The 18,683-nt window shown below is 71.8% G+C and carries 19 protein-coding genes; 6 read left to right on the plus strand and 13 right to left on the minus strand.

The features are described 5' to 3' along the window. Positions 1-153: 153 nt before the first annotated feature. Complete coding sequence (locus tag AB0N16_RS25360) at positions 154-399, plus strand: hypothetical protein (RefSeq protein WP_365800347.1); 246 nt, start codon at positions 154-156, stop codon at positions 397-399. Here the strand turns inward: AB0N16_RS25360 and AB0N16_RS25365 are convergent. Together AB0N16_RS25365 and AB0N16_RS25370 are read right to left on the minus strand one after the other, a co-directional pair. Further along, on the minus strand, positions 377-1,171 hold the full coding sequence (locus AB0N16_RS25365; RefSeq protein WP_365800349.1) for an ABC transporter permease: 795 nt from the start codon (positions 1,169-1,171) through the stop codon (positions 377-379). The genes AB0N16_RS25360 and AB0N16_RS25365 overlap by 23 nt on opposite strands. Beyond that, complete coding sequence (locus AB0N16_RS25370; protein WP_365800351.1) at positions 1,168-2,205, minus strand: ATP-binding cassette domain-containing protein; 1,038 nt, start codon at positions 2,203-2,205, stop codon at positions 1,168-1,170. The genes AB0N16_RS25365 and AB0N16_RS25370 overlap by 4 nt, the downstream gene beginning before the upstream one ends. A 223-nt stretch (positions 2,206-2,428) precedes the next feature. Between AB0N16_RS25370 and AB0N16_RS25375 the strand changes: the two genes are divergently transcribed. From AB0N16_RS25375 to AB0N16_RS25385, 3 genes are all read left to right on the plus strand, one after another. Further along, complete coding sequence (locus AB0N16_RS25375) at positions 2,429-3,424, plus strand: sulfite exporter TauE/SafE family protein (RefSeq protein WP_365800353.1); 996 nt, start codon at positions 2,429-2,431, stop codon at positions 3,422-3,424. 10 nt (positions 3,425-3,434) lie between these two features. After that, a complete protein-coding gene (locus AB0N16_RS25380; RefSeq protein ID WP_365800355.1) occupies positions 3,435-3,803 on the plus strand; it encodes a peptidoglycan-binding domain-containing protein in 369 nt (122 codons plus the stop codon). A 622-nt stretch (positions 3,804-4,425) separates the two neighbouring features. Then, positions 4,426-4,563, plus strand: coding sequence for a hypothetical protein (locus AB0N16_RS25385; protein WP_365800357.1), 138 nt, complete (start codon positions 4,426-4,428; stop codon positions 4,561-4,563). Positions 4,564-4,567: 4 nt separating this feature from the next. Here the strand turns inward: AB0N16_RS25385 and AB0N16_RS25390 are convergent, their stop codons facing one another. Then, the gene (locus AB0N16_RS25390) at positions 4,568-5,317 is read right to left on the minus strand and encodes a TIGR03943 family protein (protein WP_365800359.1); all 750 of its coding nucleotides are present in this window, start codon (positions 5,315-5,317) and stop codon (positions 4,568-4,570) included. Then, complete coding sequence (locus AB0N16_RS25395; RefSeq protein WP_365800630.1) at positions 5,314-6,243, minus strand: permease; 930 nt, start codon at positions 6,241-6,243, stop codon at positions 5,314-5,316. Before AB0N16_RS25395 ends, AB0N16_RS25390 begins: the two co-directional genes overlap by 4 nt. A 285-nt stretch (positions 6,244-6,528) precedes the next feature. On the opposite strand from AB0N16_RS25395, the gene AB0N16_RS25400 reads away from it, so the two are divergent. Then, complete coding sequence (locus tag AB0N16_RS25400; protein ID WP_365800632.1) at positions 6,529-8,418, plus strand: NAD-binding protein; 1,890 nt, start codon at positions 6,529-6,531, stop codon at positions 8,416-8,418. A 46-nt stretch (positions 8,419-8,464) separates the two neighbouring features. On the opposite strand, the gene AB0N16_RS25405 is transcribed toward AB0N16_RS25400, so the two are convergent. Further along, entirely contained in the window at positions 8,465-10,273 is a 1,809-nt protein-coding gene (locus tag AB0N16_RS25405) for a prolyl oligopeptidase family serine peptidase (RefSeq protein WP_365800360.1), read from the minus strand. Positions 10,274-10,421: 148 nt separating this feature from the next. Here AB0N16_RS25405 and AB0N16_RS25410 point away from each other — a divergent pair, with 148 nt between their 5' ends. After that, positions 10,422-11,213 carry an SURF1 family protein gene (locus tag AB0N16_RS25410; protein WP_365800362.1) on the plus strand — a complete coding sequence of 264 codons (792 nt, stop codon included), beginning with the start codon at positions 10,422-10,424 and terminating at the stop codon, positions 11,211-11,213. A gap of 33 nt (positions 11,214-11,246) precedes the next feature. On the opposite strand, the gene AB0N16_RS25415 is transcribed toward AB0N16_RS25410, so the two are convergent. The 8 genes from AB0N16_RS25415 to AB0N16_RS25450 form a co-directional block, all read right to left on the minus strand. Next, on the minus strand, positions 11,247-12,338 hold the full coding sequence (locus AB0N16_RS25415) for a hypothetical protein (RefSeq protein WP_365800364.1): 1,092 nt from the start codon (positions 12,336-12,338) through the stop codon (positions 11,247-11,249). A gap of 257 nt (positions 12,339-12,595) precedes the next feature. Then, complete coding sequence (locus tag AB0N16_RS25420) at positions 12,596-13,192, minus strand: SigE family RNA polymerase sigma factor (RefSeq protein ID WP_365800634.1); 597 nt, start codon at positions 13,190-13,192, stop codon at positions 12,596-12,598. 550 nt (positions 13,193-13,742) lie between these two features. Further along, the gene (locus tag AB0N16_RS25425; RefSeq protein ID WP_365800366.1) at positions 13,743-14,822 is read right to left on the minus strand and encodes an aspartate-semialdehyde dehydrogenase; all 1,080 of its coding nucleotides are present in this window, start codon (positions 14,820-14,822) and stop codon (positions 13,743-13,745) included. Continuing rightward, complete coding sequence (locus AB0N16_RS25430; RefSeq protein WP_365800368.1) at positions 14,819-16,090, minus strand: aspartate kinase; 1,272 nt, start codon at positions 16,088-16,090, stop codon at positions 14,819-14,821. The genes AB0N16_RS25425 and AB0N16_RS25430 overlap by 4 nt, the downstream gene beginning before the upstream one ends. A gap of 165 nt (positions 16,091-16,255) precedes the next feature. Then, a complete protein-coding gene (locus tag AB0N16_RS25435; protein WP_365800370.1) occupies positions 16,256-16,447 on the minus strand; it encodes a hypothetical protein in 192 nt (63 codons plus the stop codon). Between the two features lie 280 nt (positions 16,448-16,727). Beyond that, complete coding sequence (locus AB0N16_RS25440; RefSeq protein WP_365800372.1) at positions 16,728-17,390, minus strand: DUF5063 domain-containing protein; 663 nt, start codon at positions 17,388-17,390, stop codon at positions 16,728-16,730. Further along, the gene (gene recR / locus AB0N16_RS25445; RefSeq protein WP_123975374.1) at positions 17,383-17,982 is read right to left on the minus strand and encodes a recombination mediator RecR; all 600 of its coding nucleotides are present in this window, start codon (positions 17,980-17,982) and stop codon (positions 17,383-17,385) included. Before recR ends, AB0N16_RS25440 begins: the two co-directional genes overlap by 8 nt. Before the next feature lie 153 nt (positions 17,983-18,135). Further along, positions 18,136-18,480, minus strand: a complete 345-nt coding sequence (locus AB0N16_RS25450; protein WP_351708258.1) for a YbaB/EbfC family nucleoid-associated protein — start codon at positions 18,478-18,480, stop codon at positions 18,136-18,138. Between the last annotated feature and the right edge of the window lie 203 nt (positions 18,481-18,683).

An 18,683-nucleotide genomic window follows, 5' to 3' on the forward strand; every position in this document is an offset into this window, starting at 1 on the left:
TCTCCCACGGACCGGTCTCCCACGGACCGGTCTCCCACGGACCGGTCTCCCACGGACCGGTCTCCCACGGACCGGTCTCCCACGGACCGGTCTCCCACGGACCGGTCTCCGGCGGACCGGTCTCCGGTCGAGCTGCCGACGTGCGGCACCGCGTTGCTGGCACTCGGCTTCGCCGGGCTGGTCGGTGGCGACCCGGCGGCTGTCCGGCTGGTGGCTCTGGCGGAGCGGATGCCGACGGTGCAGGACTTCCCGACCCTGTCCTGGGCGCGGTCCCGGCAGGCCGCCGAGAACGCCAACAGGGCGGCGTACGACGACGCGAGGTCGACGTACGCCGCCCTGGGGCCGGAGGAGCTGCGGGCCGCGGCCCTGCGCGAACTCACTGTCGCGGCTCGCGGTTGAACTTCGCCCTGGACCACAGGTAGCCCAGCACGGTCAGCCCCAGGCCCCAGCCGAGGGCCAGCACGGCGTTCTTCGTACCGATCTCGCTGCCCAGCAGCAGGCCGCGCAGGGTCTCGATGAAGGGTGAGAAGGGCTGGTACTCGGCGAACCAGCGGAACCACCCCGGCATGGCGTCCACCGGCACGAACGCGCTGGACAGGAACGGCAGCATGACCAGCGGCGTCCCGATGTTGCTGGCCCCCTCGGGGTTGGGGCTGATCAGACCGATGCCGACCGCGAGCCAGGTCAGCGCGAGGCTGACCAGGGCCATCAGGCCGGCCGCCGCGAGCCACTCCACCGGCGACGCGTCGGGCCGGAAGCCGATGGCCAGTCCGATGCCGAGAACCAGCACCAGGGCCATCATCGTCTGGATCACGCTGCCGATCACGTGGCCGACCAGTACGGAGGCCCGGGAGATCGCCATGGTGCGGAACCGGGCCATGATGCCCTCGGTCATGTCGGTGCACACGGACACCGCGGTGCCGAGGGAGGTCATCGCCACGGTCAGGAAGAGGATGCCGGGGACGAGGTAGGCGACGTACTCGGACCGGTCGGCGTGGCCGCCGGTGATGCCGGCGCTCATCACGTTGCCGAAGACGTAGACGAACAGGAGCAGCAGGATGACCGGGGTGAGCAGGAGGTTCAGGGTGAGGGAGGGGTAGCGGCGGGCGTGCAGGAGGTTGCGCCGCAGCATGGTGAGGTTGTCGCGGAAGGCGTAGGTCCCGGTACTCATCGGGCGGTCTCCTTGGCGGTGTTGGCGGCGCTGGCGGCGTTGGCGGCGTTGGCGGTGACGGCCACGGGGCTGCCCGTCAGGGCGAAGAACACGTCGTCCAGGTCGGGGGTGTGCACGGAGAGTTCGTCGGCCTCGATACCGGCCGCGTCGAGCCAGTCGAGGATGGCGCGCAGTTCGCGCTGGCTGCCGCCGCTGGGGATCTGCAGGGCGAGCGCCTCGTCGATGGGGGTCCCCCCGCGCGAGCGAAGCCGAGCGTGGGGGAGGGTGGTCTCGCGCAGCGCGGTGGCCGCCTGCTCGTAAGCCACCGGGTCGGAGAACCGCAGGCGTACGTGGCCGCCCGGGACGAGCCGCTTGAGTTCCTCGGCGGTGCCCTCGGCGACGAGCTTGCCGCCGTTGAGCACCGCGATGCGGTCGGCGAGCTGGTCGGCCTCGTCCAGGTACTGGGTGGTGAGGAAGACGGTGGTCCCGCCGGAGACCAGCTCGCGGATGATCTGCCACATGGTGTGACGGGAGCGCGGGTCGAGGCCGGTGGTCGGCTCGTCGAGGAAGATGATCCGCGGGCTGCCGACCAGGGTCATGGCGATGTCGAGGCGGCGCTTCATGCCGCCGGAGTAGGTGGACGCGGGCTTCTTCGCGGCCTCGGTGAGGTCGAAGCGCTCCAGCAGTTCGGCGGTGACCCGCCGTCCCTCGCTCTTGGAGAGGTGGTGCAGGTCGGCCATGAGGAGCATGTTCTCCTCGCCGGTGATCAGGCCGTCCACGGCGGAGAACTGTCCGGTGACCCCGATGGCGGCCCGTACCGACTGGGCCTCGGCGGTGACGTCGTGGCCGGCGATGCGGGCCTGGCCGGCGTCGGCGGAGAGCAGGGTGGAGAGGATGTTGACCGCCGTGGTCTTGCCGGCGCCGTTCGGTCCGAGGAGGGAGAAGATCGTGCCGGCCGGTACCCGGATGTCGATGCCGTCGAGGACGGTCTTGTCCCCGTAGGCCTTGCGCAACCCGGTGGCCTCGATGGCCAGTTCGCTGTCTGTCGTCGTCATGCCGCAGAGCTTGCGGCCACGGCGGTTCAGCACGGCTTCAGCCGGGTTTCAGCGCCGGGCGGGCGGTTTCAGCGGGCGGTCTCGACGCGGGGCTGGCGGTTCCAGCGGACGGTCTCGGCGCGGGACAGTCGGTTTCAGCGGACGGTCTCGGCGGACAGCCTCGGGGAACCGGAGCAGAGCGTTCCATACCTTTCCCATAGGAATGGTGGTTACGGTCCGCCCCATGGATTCCACCGGCCCGATCATCATCGCGGGAGCCCTGGTCGGCTTCGCCGTGGGTCTCACCGGCATGGGCGGCGGAGCCCTCATGACCCCGATCATGGTCATGGTGTTCGGGGTGAACCCGACGGCGGCCATCGGCAGCGACCTGGCCGCGTCCGTGTTCATGAAGCCGTTCGGCGCGCTGGTGCACCAGCGCGCCGGCACCGTGCGCTGGGACATCGTGCGCTGGCTGCTGCCCACCGCGGCCCCGGCCGCCTTCGGCGGCGTCTTCCTGCTCCGCGCCCTCGGCGACGGCGACGACCTGCAACAACGCGTCAAGTACGTCGTCGGTACGGCGCTGATGCTCGCCGTCGTCGGCATGCTCACCCGACTGTGGCTCGACCGCCGTCGCGCCGCCACCGAGTCCGACGCCGAGGACGCCCACGTTCCGGTACGGCCGGTGGCGACGCTGCTCATCGGGCTGGTGGGCGGGGTGATCGTCGGGATGACCTCGGTCGGCTCGGGCTCCCTGATCATCGTGATGCTGATGCTGGCCCACCCACGTCTCAAGGCGAACCATCTCGTCGGTACGGACCTGGTACAGGCCATCCCCATGGTGGCCGCCGCGGCCCTGGGCCACCTGCTCGTCGGCGACGCCGACCTGGGACTCGCGGCCACCCTTCTGATCGGCGCCGTCCCCGGTGTCCTGCTCGGCTCCGTCATCTCCAGCCGGGTCGCCGGAGGCGCGGTGCGCTGGGCGCTGGTCATCCTGCTGACCGGGTCGGGGCTGTCGATGCTGAAGGCATCGTCCACCGTCATCGTGCTCGGCTGCCTGGGGATGGCACTGCTCGGCGGGATCGTCAGCGTGCGCGACCGCCGTACCGAACGCTCCCGGGCGGCGGCCGGGACGGCAGACGAACCGGCAGCCGAGTCGGTGGGCGCGTTTCCCTCCTTCGCCCGCGAGTCCGAGTCGCGGAGTTCCCCGCCCCCGCGCGACCATGGCATGAGCCGGCCCTGAAGGAGCGCGCATGCGACGGAACCGACTGCTCACCTCGGCCGCGGCCCTGAGCGCGGCCGCCGCACTGGGCCTGGCCGCGCCCCACACCGCCGCGGCCGCCCCCGACCACCACTGTTCCTACGTGCCGTCGGGCGTCCGGCCCACCCTCACGTACGGCGACACCGGCGCGGCGGTACAGCAGGCCCAGTGCCTCAGCAACGCCTGGGGCGGCGAACCGCCCCGACTCGCCCCCAACGGGCTCTACGGCACCCTCATGCTGAAGAAGATCGAGTGGATCCAGGTCTGCCACGGCCTGCCGGAGAGCGGCGTGATCGAGGGCCGCACCTGGCAGGCCCTGTACCACCCGGCCCTGGACTGTTACGCACCGTATCCAACCTGAGGGCCGCCGACCCCGGCCGCCCGGCCCCGGCCGCCGACCCCGGCCGCCCGGCCCCGGCGGCCGGAACCGAGGCACACTCCAGCCCTCCGTTATCCTCTTCGCGGTCCTGCAAGAGGGCCGCTGGCCTCCGGGCCGGGCATGACTGTTGCCCCCTGTCGATCGGATGACCTGGGGGGTGGTGTCACCGGGTCCAAGGGGTGCCGTCGGAGACGCTGATCAGAGGTCCGGCCACTGCCCGGCCCGGCGCAATGCCGGGCAGCTCGTGGGCAGCAGGTCTGCACAACGTGGATGCGCGCGAACGGCCCCACCACCGAGGCCGGCACAGCATCGACGCATGTGGGGGCACGGTGATCGACATCGACGGGACGGGCGTCTTCCTCGGCCTGGACGTCGGCAAGAGCAACCACCACGGCCACGGACTCACCCCGGCCGGGTAGAAGGTCTTCGACAAGGCCCTGCCCAACGGCGAACCCCAGCTGCCCCTCCCGGGCGAGGACGCGGTCCCCGTCCCGGCCGGCGCGGAACAGCAGGACACGGCCGGCCGGGCCTGAACGGGACCGGCACGACCTCCTGGATGCACGACCTCCTGGATGCACGACCCCCTGGATGCACGACCCCCTGGATGAGCGTGGAGGCCTTCCAGCGGGTCTCCGGTCCCAAGGAGCCGGTCTGGATCGACGGCGCGACCCACCTCGACCTCTACGACCGGGACGCGTACGTCACCCCGGGGGGCGGGAAGCCGGCCGGCTTCTTCCGGTGATCCCTCAGTTGTTCCAGGTCTCGTCGTACGGGTCGGCCGGCGTCGGGATCGGCTTGGCCTCGGTGACCTGGAGGAACGGGATCGGGCCGCCGTTCACCGGGTCGCGGGTCTGCCGGGCGGTGTAGGTCCCCGTCACCTGGAGCCAGGCGTCCGGCTGGAGGACCGGGGGGATCTTGCCGGTCAGGGCCACCTTCACCGGCTGGGCGTCCGCCGCGCAGCAGTTGAGGGCCATGCGGACCAGGTAGGGGGTGCCCGCGGTGTCCACGGCCACGAAGCCGGAGACGCGGACGCTGTGGCCGTCGAGCGAGCGGCCGTGGCCGTACACCGCCCGGCCCGCGTAGTCGACCAGAGCGAGTGGGATCGGGTCCCCGGCCGGCAGCTTCGTGTAGCCGTACGGCTGTTGCAGGGCCGTGCCCGCGCGCAGGGCGCTGTAGGAGCCGAGCGCGGGCGGCGCGATGAGGATCAGGGCCAGCAGGGGGAGGACCAGGAGCCAGGAGATCCGGGGTTCGGGGTGGCCGTGGTCCGAAGCGGTGGAGGTAGCAGTGGAGGTAGCGGTGGATGCGGTACGGCGGCGGCTGCGGCGCCATTCGTACCACGCCGTCGCCAGGGCCGAGACGATCAGGACCGCGCCCGCCGCCAGCAGCAGCGGGCGCAGGCCCGCCTTCACATAGCGCAGATAGAGGTCGGTGGCGCCCGCGTGCAGCAGGGCCGCCCCCACCAGGAACATCATCGCCGCCTGGGCCTGCCGGTTCACAGCAGCACCGCCCCGGTCAGGACCGCGCCGGCGATCGCCGCGGCGAAGGTGGCCGGGGCGAAACGCAGGGCGAAGCCGCGGCCGAAGGTGCCCGCCTGCATCGCGAAGAGTTTGAGGTCGATCATCGGGCCCACGATCAGGAACGCCAGCTTCGCGGTGAGCGAGAACTGGGTGAGGGACGCCGCCACGAAGGCGTCCGCCTCCGAGCAGATGGAGAGGAGTACGGCCAGGATCGACAGGGCGAGGATCGCGATCACCGGGTTGGCGGCGGCCGTACGCAGCCACTCCGCCGGGGCCACCGCCTTCAGCGTCGCCGCCGCCATCGCGCCGAGGACCAGGAAGCCGCCCGCGTGCACGGTGTCGTGGCGGACCGAGTCCCAGAACGCCTCCGCCTTGGTCTCGCCCTCGTGGTGCGCGTGCGCCGGCAGGCGCAGCCAGTCGGTACGGCCGAGGCGCTGCCACAGCCAGCCCATCCCGCACGCCACCAGCAGGCTGCCGGCGAACCGCGCCAGCACCATCTCGGGGTTGCGCGGGAACGCCACCGCCGTCGCCGTCAGCACGATCGGGTTGATCGCGGGGGCGGAGAGCAGGAAGGCGATGGCCGCGGCCGGGGTGACGCCCCGGCGGACCAGGGCGCCGGCCACCGGAACGGACGCGCACTCGCAGCCCGGCAGTACGGCACCGGCCAGCCCCGCGACCGGGACGGCCAGCGCGGGGCGGCCGGGCAGGGCGCGGGCGAAGAAGGACGGGGGCACGAAGACCGCGATCGCCGCCGAGAGCAGCACACCGAGGACGAGGAACGGGAGCGCCTGGACGACCACCGCCACGAACACCGTCATCCAGCTCTGCATCACCGGCTTCGACAGCGCCCCGCGCACCGGGCCCTGGAACACCACGACCAGGAGGAGGAGCAGGGTCAGGGCCAGGGGGGAGCTGAGATGCCAGCCCTCGTGATCGGGCGGGGCGGGGGTGGCGTCGGCGCCGGGGGTCCCGTCCTCGGGCGCGACGCCGGGCGGGGCGGCTTTCTCGGTGATGGCCACGGGTGGGATACCTCCGGCACTTCGGTCAGATCCGGGATTATGCTCCCTCCCCCTCCCTACGGGCGGTCGGGGGCGGCTGTTCACTTCGTTGCTGGAACCATGCGTCCCGTTGAGGCAGTCTTTTCCCTTGTGGCGAGCGTTCCGTATCAAGGTGGTGGCGCCCCGGCGCACATGGTGGTCTGCGGCGACGACGGGCTCGCGCACCGGCTGGCGGCCGAGTTGCGCGTGGTGTACGGCGAGCAGGTCACCCTTGTCGTACCGCCGAACGTGCGGATCGCCAGGCCGCCGGTGGTCGGACGGGCCCGGGCCGCCTCGGCCGCGCTGCTCGACCGGGTGGTCAGCGCCGCCGTCGGTCGGGCAGGCGGGAACGGCAACGGCAACGGCAACGGCAACGGTGGCACCGGCCCGGTCCCCGGTGAAGGCCCGCGCGGGGAGCGGGTGCTGGAGGCCGTCGAGGCCACCGAGACCGTGCTGGCCGAGGCGGGCGTGGAGCGGGCCGCCGCGCTCGCGCTCGTGTACGACGACGACGAGACCAACATCCGGGCCGCCCTCACCGCCCGCCGGCTGAACCCCCGGCTGCGGCTCGTGCTGCGGCTGTACAACCGCCGGTTGGGCCAGCACATCGAGGAACTCCTCGACCAGGCCGCCGTGTTGGCGGTCGGCGACACGGACGGCGGTGCGGGCGACACGTCCACGACCGTACTCTCCGACGCCGACACCGCCGCGCCCGCGCTCGCCGCCACCGCGCTCGCCGGGACCGGGAAGGTCATCCAGACGGACGGGCTGGTGCTGCGGGCGGTGGACCTGCCGCCGGGGGCCCTCGCCGGGCCGGACGCCGGCCAGGGGCTGTGCACGCTGGCGCTGTTCTCGGCGAACAGCAACGGTCCCGAACCGGCCGAGGGCGCCGGGGAGCAGGGGCCGCGGCTGCTGCCCGACGACGCGGAGGTACGGGCCGCGGGTGAGCGGGGCGTGATGGTGCTGGAACAGGTGTCCTCGTCCTCGTCCGCGGCGGCGGCGCAGGACCGGCGCCGGGCCGGGGTCGGGGTCGGACCGCTGCTCGTCTCGCTGTTCTCGCGGCGGCTGCGGTGGTCGCTGGCCGGGGTCGTGGGGTGTGTGGTCGCGCTCGCGGTCGCGTTGTCGGTGGTGACGGGTATTCATCCGGTACGGGCCTTCTACTACACGCTCCTCGATCTGTTCGCCATCGACGATCCCGCGATCGGGCAGTCGCTCGGGCGGCAGATCCTTCAACTGCTGTCCGGGTTGATGGGGTTGCTGTTGCTGCCGGTGCTGCTGGCGGCGGTGCTCGAAGCGCTCGGTACCTTCCGGACGGCCTCTGCTCTGCGGAAGCCGCCGCGGGGGGTGAGCGGGCATGTGGTGCTGCTCGGGCTGGGGAAGATCGGGACGCGGGTGCTGACGCGGCTGCGTGAACTGCATGTTCCCGTGGTGTGCGTCGAGTCCGATCCGGAGGCGCGCGGGCTGGCGGTGGCCCGGCGGCTGCGGGTGCCGGTGGTGCTCGGGGACGTCACCCAGGAGGGGGTCCTGGAGGCCGCCAAGATCCATCGGGCGCAGGCGCTGCTCGCGGTGACCAGCGCGGACACGACGAATCTGGAGGCCGTGCTGTACGCACGGGCGGTACGGCCGGACCTGAAGGCCGTGCTGCGGCTGTACGACGACGACTTCGCGACGGCCGTGTACCGGACGCTGCGGGCCGCGCATCCGCGTGCGGTCACCCGGAGCCGGAGTGTGTCCTATCTGGCGGCGCCGTCCTTCGCGGGGGCGATGCTGGGGCGGCAGATTCTCGGGGCGATTCCGGTGGAGCGGAAGGTGCTGCTGGTGGCGGCGGTGGATGTGAGCGGGCATCCGCAGTTGGAGGGGCGGACGGTGGACGGGGCGTTCCGGGCGGGGGCGTGGCGGGTGCTGGCGCTGGAGGGGCGGCCGGTCGCCGGGGACTATCTGCTGCGGGCCGGGGACCGGGTGGTGGTCGCGGTCACGCGCAGGGGGCTGGCGGAGCTGTCCGGGCGCCGGGTCCCGTCCACCCACCCACCCGACTCGCTCGGTTGAGAGGTGAGGGTGGGTGGGGGCTGGTCCGCTCAGGGGGCTGGTCCGCTCAGTCCGTCGGCGCTGTCGCCGCAGGCGTGAGATGGGTTTCCGCGAACTCCATCTCCAGTCTCAGTTGCTTGATCCGTTCGTCGACCACCAGGGAGCCGTGGCCCGCGTCGTAGCGGTAGACCTCGTGGGGGGCCGAGCGGGCTGCCAGGCGGGTGACGTAGTTGTCGATCTGGCGGATGGGGCAGCGGGGGTCGTTGACACCGGCCGAGATGTAGACCGGGGCCTTGACGTCGTCCACGTAGGTCAACGGCGAGCTTGCGGCGAAGCGGTCCGGGACCTCCTCCGGCGTGCCGCCCAGCAGCGTGCGGTCCATCGCCTTCAGTGACTCCATCTCGTCGTGGTACGCCGTGACGTAGTCGGCGACCGGGACGACCGCGATGCCCACCGCCCAGGAATCGGGCTGGGTGCCCAGGCCGAGCAGGGTCAGGTAGCCGCCCCAGGAGCCGCCGGTCAGGATCAGCCGGTCGGGGTCGGCCAGGCCGGACTCGATCGCCCAGTCCCGTACCGCCGCCACGTCCTCCAGCTCGATCAGGCCCACCCGGTGCTTCAGCGCGTCCGTCCAGGCGCGGCCGTAGCCCGTGGAGCCCCGGTAGTTGATGCGGACCACCGCGTAACCGTGGTCCACCCAGGCCGCCGGGCCCGCCGCGAAGCTGTCGCTGTCGTGCCAGGTCGGGCCGCCGTGCAGGTCGAAGACGGTCGGCAACGGCCCCTCCGCTCCCGCCGGTTTCTGGATCAGGGCGTGGATAGGGCCACCGGGGCCCTCCACCCACGCGTCCGAGACCGGGACGGACGGGGGGCACTTCATGCCCGGCGGGTCCAGGACCACCTCGCCCGTCGTCGAGCGGACCACCGGCGGCTCGGCGGCGGAGGACCAGAGGTACTCGACGGTTCCGTCGGGGCGGGCCGTGGCGCCGGAGACCGAGCCTGCCGGGGTCGGGATCGAGGTCAGCTCATGCGTCGCCAGGTCGTAGCGGAACAGTTCGCTGCGGGCCTTGTGGCTGTGGGCGATCAGCAGCGCGCTGCCGTCGGGATACCACTCCGCGCTCACGTCGCCCGGCAGGTCGAGGGTCAGGTCCGTCTGCTCGCCGGTCACGACGTCCCAGACCAGCGGTTCCCAACGGCCGCGCCGCTGGTGGCCGATGAGCAGCCGCGGGTCGCCGTCGACCGGGGCGAAGCCCAGCACCTCCAGGCCCAGTTCCTCGGTGCCGCCCCTGGTGTCGTCCAGCTCGGCGACCGGCGTGGCGTCCGGGCGCAGCACGCGCAGCGCCGAGTGCATCGCGTCGCCGTGCTCGGTGTGCTCGATCGCGATGAGCGAGCCGTCGTGGGAGAGGTCGCCGACGCCCGCCGACTCGGCGTGGCGGTAGATCTCCAGCGGCGCCTTCCCCTCCACGACCAGGTAGATCGTCGTGCCCTCGTCGTCCGTGGAGCGGCCGACGACCGCCGTACGGCCGTCCCGGCCCAGGGCCAGGCCCGAGGGGTACGACGGCTCCAGGCCGGGCGTCGCCTCCTCGTCCGCGCCGCCGCCGAAGGGCTGGCGGCGCCAGACCCCGAACTCGTCGCCGTCCTTGTCGTCGAACCACCAGATCCACGCGCCGTCCGGGGAGAGCAGCCCGTCCGTCGTGCCGTTCGGCCGGTTCGTCGCCTGGCGCTGCTCCCCGCTCGCGCGGTCCCAGGCGTACAGCTCATACGTCCCCGTCGCGTTCGACACGAACAGGGAACGGTCGGGGGCGTCCTCCGCCCAGTCCGGAAGGGAGACCCGAGGGGCGCGGAAGCGCTTCTCCCAGTCCGGCATGTCGCTCTCACTCATGGCCGCAGTCATGGCCCCCATAGTGCCCGCCCCCGCCCACAATGCGCTGGCGGGCGTCCTCAGCCTGTGGATAACTTTGCGAGCGGCCGCGTGCGTGGGGCCGACCCCACTCCCAACCCGCCGCAAAGCGCCCCGTACCGTGGAAGGCGTGTACCGCTTTCTGCTGACACCCCGTTGGTGGGGCATCAACGTCTTCGTGCTGCTCGCCATCCCGTTCTGCGTCTTCATGGGGTCGTGGCAGCTGAGCCGCTTCGAGTCGCGGGTCGAGGCGCACCGCAGCGCCGACAGGCAGGTCGAGGACGCCCGGACGGAAGCGGCCCGGCCCCTGGCCGACCTGCTCCCCGTCGACCAGTCGACCTCCGGCAAGCGGGCCACCGTCAGCGGCCGGTACGCCAAGCAGCTGCTGGTGCCCGACCGGCAACTCGACGGCAGGAACGGCTTCTACGTCCTGACCCTGCTGCGCACCGACTCCGGCCAGGCCCTGCCCGTGGTCCGCGGCTGGCTGCCCGGCCGGGCCGACGCGGCCGAGGCGCCCGCCCCGCCGGCCGGCGAGGTCACCGTCACCGGCGCCCTCCAGGCCTCGGAGACGCCGGGGGACAACGGCGTCAGCGCCCAGGGCGGGCTGCCTTCGGGGCAGACGGCGGCGATCAGCGCGGCCTCGCTGGTGAACCTGGTGCCGTACCGGGTGTACGACGCGTGGATCACGCTGGAGAAGGCCGACTCGGGGATGACGGCCGTACCGGCGACCGCGCCGGACAACTCGGGGCTCGACCTGAAGGCGTTCCAGAACCTCGGCTACACCGGCGAGTGGTTCGTGTTCGCGGGGTTCGTGGTGTTCATGTGGTTCCGGCTGCTGCGCCGCGAGGCGGAGTTCGCCCGGGACGCGGCGCTCGGCCTGGTTCCGGACGAGGAGCCCCGGGCGCAGCCGACCGCCGTCTGACGGTCGCCGACGGCGCCGCCCCCGCGGCGCCGGTCACACCGCCGGCAGGACCCCGGTCCAGTAGACCGTCCCGGCGCACGCGTTCGTCACCGTCGCGGAGCCGGTCGGGGACCCGGCCTCCGGGGTGTACGAGACCGTGACGCTGCCGTCGGCCGTGCCGTCCTCGGGGAGCAGCTGGGTGGTGGTGCCGTCGGACCCGGATGTGGTCGTCCCGGTGCTGCTGCCGGTGTCCTCGGAGGGGCTCGGGGAGGGCGTGCTGCCGCCGGTGCCGCCGGTGTCGGTGGAGCCGTCGGTGCCGGAGCCGCTGGTCGGGCAGGTCTCCAGGGGGACGAAGCCGAACTTCTCGTCGTAGGCCGCGCCGGGTGCCAGGACCAGGCCGGTCAGCTCGGTGGACGGGTCGGGGAGCCCGGCCGCCGCGTCGCCCGAGGTGTGCCGGACCTGGCTGAGCTTGGTGGCGTCGGCCGCGCCCTGCGGGAGCAGGCCCACGCTGCCGGGGCCGCCGACGGTACAGCTCGTCTGCGAGACGTTCACGACGCGGAAGCTGCCGTAGACGACGCCCGTCGAGTCGGGGGCGCCGACGGTGGCGGTCGGGGTGCCGAGCTGGTCGGAGGTGCAGACCGGGGCCGCGGTGTCGGCGCTGGCCGAGGGGACGACCTTGGTGCCGCCGACGGCGCCGGTGCTCTCGTCCTTGCCGCTGCCCTTGGTGCCGCCCGGATGCCGGTCGGTGGCCCGGCCGCTGCTGCCGCCGGCGGTGCTGGCGCCGCCGTCCGGGTTCTTGCCGCCGGTGGCGCCGCCCTGGGCCTGGGAGGCCTGGCCGGCCATGGAGGTGTTGGGGTCGGTGCCGCCGGAGTTGGAGACGTGCACGAGGGCGGGGACCGCGGTCCCGATGAACAGGGCGGCGGCCGCCATGCCGACGGCGGCCTGGCGCTTGCGGGCCCGGCGGGCCGGCACCGCGCGGCGCAGGTGGTCGAGGGCGCCGTCGCGTGGTGCGAGATCGTCGACCGCGGAGTGCAGCATCCGGCGCAGGGCCAGTTCGTCGCCGCCGAGCCCGTCATGGCCGGGGCCGAGCCCGTCGACGCCCTGTCCGAGCTCCTCGGGGCCCTCTTCGTCGGGGCGGTGGTTCACAGTTCCGTTCCCAGCGTGCGATTGCGTGTGCTCTTGCTCGTGGTCCCGCGCCGGCTCTCGCCGACCGGCAGGTTCGTGATCCCGCACCGGCTCCCCCGTACCGCGGGAACCCTGTGGCTCCCCCGGACCATGAGAACCGTGCGGCTCGTGACCGGCGCCGCGCGGCGCACCGTCCCCCCGTGCACCGTCCCGGGTCGGCTCGTGCCAAGCGTAGGGCTCGTGGCGATCATGTGAGTCGCCTCCCTCGGGGCTGTCCGTCATGCCGCCGACTCCATCGCCACTCGCAGCGCCGCGATGCCGCGCGAGCCGTACGCCTTCACCGAGCCCAGCGATATGCCGAGCGTCTCGGCGACCTGGGCCTCGGTCATGTCGGCGAAGTAGCGCAGCACGAGGACCTCGCGCTGGCGGCGCTGCAGGCCCTTCATCGCCTTGATCAGGTCGCGCCGCTCCAGCAGGTCGTAGGCGCCCTCCTCGGCGCTCGCCATGTCGGGCATCGGCTTGGAGAGGAGCTTGAGGCCGAGGATGCGGCGGCGCAGCGCGGAGCGGGAGAGGTTGACGACCGTCTGGCGGAGATACGCCAGGGTCTTCTCCGGGTCACGGACGCGTTTACGGGCGGAGTGAACGCGGATGAACGCCTCCTGGACGACGTCCTCGCAGGAGGCGGTGTCGTCGAGGAGGAGCGCGGCGAGGCCGAGGAGCGAACGGTAGTGCGCCCGGTAGGTCTCGGTGAGGTGATCGACGGTGGTACCGGCCGCCGCCGTCTCCTCGGCGCCGTCGCGCTGGCTGGGTATGCGGGTGGGCCGCGCTGCGGGCATGGGCGCGATCACCGGCATGCCGCCGGCAGCGCCGGACATGCGGGGGCGCAGGCCCGCGCGGGGCGGCCGCAAGGCCGTCGCGCCGAGGGGCGCACTGAGTTCGAGTACCTCTGCCACGCCTGTTGGACACGTCTGCCCCCTTCGGGGTTGTACGTGCCGGGCAACACTTTCGCGTCAGGCGCGCCGGGCGGGGCCGCGCCGGGCATGCCGGATCGGCCGGCCCGCGCGGTCGAGACCGTTCTCCGCGCGTCCGGCAGTCCACCCGACGGTGCCTCACATGCCGTCATGCGTCCCGCTCTTCCCTTGTGTCCCATATGAACGGGCGTCCCCACGCCCTGATCACGGCGTCCCCACGCCAGGATCATGCGTCCAATGACCCGAGGGCCGGCCGCGTAAGCGCCCCGTAAGAGGGCGAACGCAAAGACGCTCCCCGCCGTCCGCGTGGTTGCGGAGGACGGGGAGGAAAATCTTCGAACGCCAAGGGGCTGGGGTTCAAGTGGTTTGGACCATGCTCATGGCCACATTTCTTACCCGGACCCTACGTGTGGGCCCGCTCCCACCCAGGACGTTTCCCATGGTCACCGGCTGTTCACGCGAATTCCGCCCTACCTGAACGGCCGGTCAGTTCCGCCGCCACCAGCTCGGCGATCTGCGCGGTGTTCAGAGCGGCACCTTTGCGAAGATTGTCGCCGCAGACGAAGAGTTCCAGCGCGGTCGGGTCGTCGAGCGCCCGCCGCACCCGCCCGACCCAGGTCGGATCGGTGCCCACCACGTCGGCGGGCGTCGGGAACTCCCCGGCGGCCGGATTGTCGAAGAGGACGACGCCCGGGGCGGTGTCCAGGATCTCCCGGGCCCCGTCGACCGTGACCTCGCCCTGGAACCGGGCGTGCACGGTCAGGGAGTGCGTGGTGACCACCGGGACCCGGACGCAGGTCACCGCGACCGGCAGCTTCGGCAGCCCGAGGATCTTGCGGGACTCGTCCCGCACCTTCATCTCCTCCGACGACCAGCCGTCCTCGCGCAGCGACCCGGCCCACGGTACGACGTTCAGCGCGACCGGCTCCGGGAACGGCCCCGTACTGTCCCCGACGGCCCGCCGCACGTCACCGGGCTTGGTGCCCAGCTCCGTACCGGCGACCATCGACAGCTGGGCCCGCAGCGTCTCCACACCGGCCCGCCCGGCCCCGCTCACCGCCTGGTACGACGACACCACCAGCTCGCGCAGCCCGAACTCGGCGTGCAGCGCGCCCAGGGCGACGATCATCGACAGGGTGGCGCAGTTGGGGTTGGCGATGATCCCGCGCGGCCGGCTGCGGGCGCAGTGCGAGTTGACCTCGGGCACCACCAGGGGCACCTCGGGGTCCATCCGGAAGGCCCCGGAGTTGTCCACGACGACCACGCCCCGGGCCGCGGCGACCGGCGCCCAGCGCGCGGAGATCTCGTCGGGCACGTCGAACATCGCGACGTCGATCCCGTCGAAGGCCTCCTCCGACAGGGCGACGACCTCGACCTCCTCCCCGCGCACGGTCAGCTTGCGGCCGGCCGAGCGCGCGGAGGCGATCAGGCGGATCTCGCCCCAGACGTCCGCCCGCTGGGACAGGATCTGGAGCATGACCGTGCCGACCGCCCCGGTCGCCCCCACGACCGCGAGCGCCGGCTTGGCAGTCATCGGCCGGTGCCTCCGTAGACCACGGCCTCGTCGCTGTCGGAGTCGAGCCCGAAGGCGGTGTGCACGGCGCGCACGGCCTCCGGCACGTCGTCGGCGCGGGTGACGACCGAGATACGGATCTCGGAGGTCGAGATCAGCTCGATGTTCACGCCCGCGTCGGACAGCGCCTCGAAGAACGAGGCGGTGACCCCGGGGTTGGTCTTCATACCCGCGCCGACCAGCGAGATCTTGCCGATCTGGTCGTCGTACCTGAGCGAGTCGAAGCCGATGCCCGGCCGGTTGCGCTCCAGCGCGTCGATGGCCTTGCGGCCCTCGGTCTTCGGCAGCGTGAAGGAGATGTCGGTCAGGCCGGTCGCGGCGGCGGACACGTTCTGCACGACCATGTCGATGTTGACCTGGGCGTCGGCGATGGTCCGGAAGATCGCGGCGGCCTCACCCGGCTTGTCCGGCACACCGACGACCGTGATCTTGGCCTCGGAGGTGTCGTGCGCGACACCGGAGATGATGGCCTGCTCCACCTTCTTGTCCCCAATCGGCTGACTGCTGACCCACGTGCCCTGAAGTCCGCTGAAGCTGGACCGGACGTGGATCGGGATGTTGTAGCGGCGGGCGTACTCCACACAGCGGTGGAGCAGCACCTTGGAACCGGAGGCGGCGAGCTCCAGCATGTCCTCGAAGGAGATCCAGTCGATCTTCCGCGCCTTCTTCACCACGCGTGGGTCGGCGGTGAACACACCGTCGACGTCGGTGTAGATCTCGCAGACCTCGGCGTCGAGCGCTGCGGCGAGCGCCACGGCCGTGGTGTCGGACCCGCCGCGCCCCAGCGTGGTGATGTCCTTCTTGTCCGCGCTGACGCCCTGGAACCCGGCCACGATGGCGATGTTGCCCTCGTCCAGTGCCGTCCTGATCCGCCCCGGCGTGACGTCGATGATCCGGGCTTTGTTGTGGACCGAGTCGGTGATGACGCCTGCCTGGCTGCCGGTGAACGACTGGGCCTCGTGGCCCAGGCTTTTGATCGCCATGGCCAGCAGTGCCATGGAGATACGCTCTCCGGCGGTCAGCAGCATGTCGAACTCACGCCCGGCAGGCATCGGGGACACCTGCTCGGCGAGATCGATCAGCTCGTCCGTCGTGTCGCCCATCGCGGAAACGACGACAACCACCTGGTTGCCGTTCTTCTTCGCTTCCACGATCCGCTTGGCGACGCGCTTGATGCCCTCGGCATCGGCTACGGAGGAGCCTCCGTACTTCTGCACGACAAGGCCCACGTGCGCTCCTCGCTCGGTTTGTCTCTGTCGGCTCAGTTTAACGAGCGGCCGAATTCCACCAGCGCGCTCCCGCATGGTGAGACGTCCTGGCGGGGTGGTCCACCGCTCACTTCCGGGACGGAACATGCCCAACTCGCGACACACCACGCAGGAAAGTGCGGTGGCTCACAGGGACGACCGGCGTCCGCCCGCCCCCCTGAGCAGGCCGACTCCGGCACCGAGCGAGACGACCCCCATCCCGACGGCGGCCGTCACCCCCGGTGTGCCGTCGACGACGAAGGGCACGGTGGCGGCGACGACGAGGTTGAAGAGGAAGAGGAACCACAGGACGGGGCGGGAGGAGAGCAGGGGCTTCATGGGAGATGTCCTCGTTCGGGAACGGCTGATCCGACGAGATCAACGTTTCCGTCTCCCGGGGACCGCGACGAGGGCGCGCGCTCCCGAACCGTTGGTGTAGGCAGGTACACCATGACGGCGCCGATCCTTCTCCTCCGACACGACACCGTGTTCCACTACGGAGGCGCCCGGTGCGGCGGCCTGCCGGGACCAGGTGGCCGACGCCGGGGCACCGGCGTCACACAGTCCCCGACGGAGCTGTTCGTCCCGCTGGGACAGGTGGGCCGGTTCCCGAGGACGGCTACTTGACCGGTCCCAGGCCCAGCTGTCCGCCGATCTCCTCCTGCATGACCTGACCCGCCTCGAACTCCAGTGTCTCGTCGCCGATCGTGTCCTGGTCCGTGTCCAGGCCGTTCAGCTCGGCCAGGGGCTGGTTGAGACGGACGTGGATGAGGATGGACTGGAGGGCGCGCAGGGTGGCGGAGGCGGTGGGGCCCCAGTTGGAGAAGTAGGAGAACTGCCACCACCACAGGGCCTCCGTGGTGCGGCCGGCCCGGTAGTGGGCCATGCCGTGGCGGAGGTCGGCGATGATGTCGGCCAGGTCGTCCGAGAGACGGGCCGGCACGGGCGCCCTGCGGGGCTCGTACGGGTCGAAGACCTCGGAGTAGACGTCGATGGGCTCCAGGAGGCGCGCGAAGTTCTCGCGGAGCTGGTCGACGTCCGGCTCGGGGCCCAGGTCCGGCTCGTAGCGCTCGTCGGGGACGATGTCCTCGTGCGCGCCGAGGCGGCCGCCGGCCAGCAGCAGCTGGGAGACCTCCAGGAGGAGGAAGGGGACCGCCGAGTCCGGCTCGTCGCCCTTGGCCACCTCCGTGACGGCCACCAGGAAACTCTCGACCTGGTCGGCGATCTGGACCGCGAAGTCGTCGGGGTCCTGGGCGGTCGCGTGCAGTGTGGCGTCAGACATCTAGGAGTCGTCTCCCCTCGAAGGCGCGGCCGAGGGTGACCTCGTCCGCGTATTCCAGGTCGCCACCCACCGGGAGGCCGCTGGCCAGGCGGGTGACCTTCAGGCCCATGGGTTTGATCATGCGGGCGAGGTAGGTGGCGGTCGCCTCGCCCTCCAGGTTCGGGTCCGTGGCCAGGATGAGTTCGGTGACCGCGCCGTCTGCCAGACGGGCGAGCAGTTCCCTTATCCGCAGATCGTCGGGGCCGACGCCCTCGATCGGGCTGATGGCGCCGCCGAGCACGTGGTAACGGCCGCGGAACTCGCGGGTGCGCTCGATGGCGACCACGTCCTTGGGCTCCTCGACCACGCAGATCACCGTCGGGTCGCGGCGCGCGTCACGGCAGATGTTGCACAGTTCCTCCTGTGCCACGTTGCCGCAGGTCGCACAGAAGCGGACCTTCGCCTTCACCTCCAGGAGGGCCTGGGCGAGCCGTCGTACGTCCGTGGGCTCCGCCTGCAGGATGTGGAAGGCGATCCGCTGCGCGCTCTTCGGACCGACGCCGGGCAACCGCCCCAGCTCGTCGATGAGGTCCTGGACCACGCCTTCGTACAACGGACTGCCCTTCCTGGAGTCTTTCGGTACGTACCGTAGTTGGCTGCCGCCTGTCCTAGGAAGGCGGTGCGGGTGTCGCGCGGGCGACGAACATCAGAACGGCGAGATCAGAGCGGTAGGAAACGGTAGGGGACGGTAGGGGACGGTAGGGGATCAGAACGGCAGACCGGGGATGCCGCTGCCGCCGCCCAGGCCCTGCGCCAGCGGGCCGAGCTTCTGCTGCTGGAGCGCCTGGGCGTTCGCGTTGGCCGCCTGGACGGCCGCGACGACCAGGTCGGCGAGGGTCTCGGTGTCGTCCGGGTCCACCGCCTTCGGGTCGATCTTCAGCGCGCGCAGTTCGCCGGCGCCGGTCACGGTGGCCGTCACCAGGCCACCGCCCGCCTGCCCGTCGACCTCCGTGTTCGCCAGCTCCTCCTGGGCCCGTGCCAGGTCCTCCTGCATCTTCTGGGCCTGCTGGAGCAGCTGCTGCATATTGGGCTGGCCACCACCGGGGATCACGATCAGCTCCTGGGTCCGCGTACGTGTCTTGTTCGTTCTGCTCTGCTGTGGATGAGCCTACGTGGTTGACGCAGCCATCGCCCCGCCACTCTTTCGAGTGAGAATCCTGGCGGCCCTATACCTGATCAAGGCCCCCTTCCGAGCGGAAAAGAGGCGAAAGCAAGGCCTTCGCCACCCATTGGGCGGTAGGAAGGGTTCCCGTC

It is taken from the genome of Streptomyces sp. NPDC051105 (genome assembly GCF_040682795.1).
GTDB lineage: Bacteria > Actinomycetota > Actinomycetes > Streptomycetales > Streptomycetaceae > Streptomyces.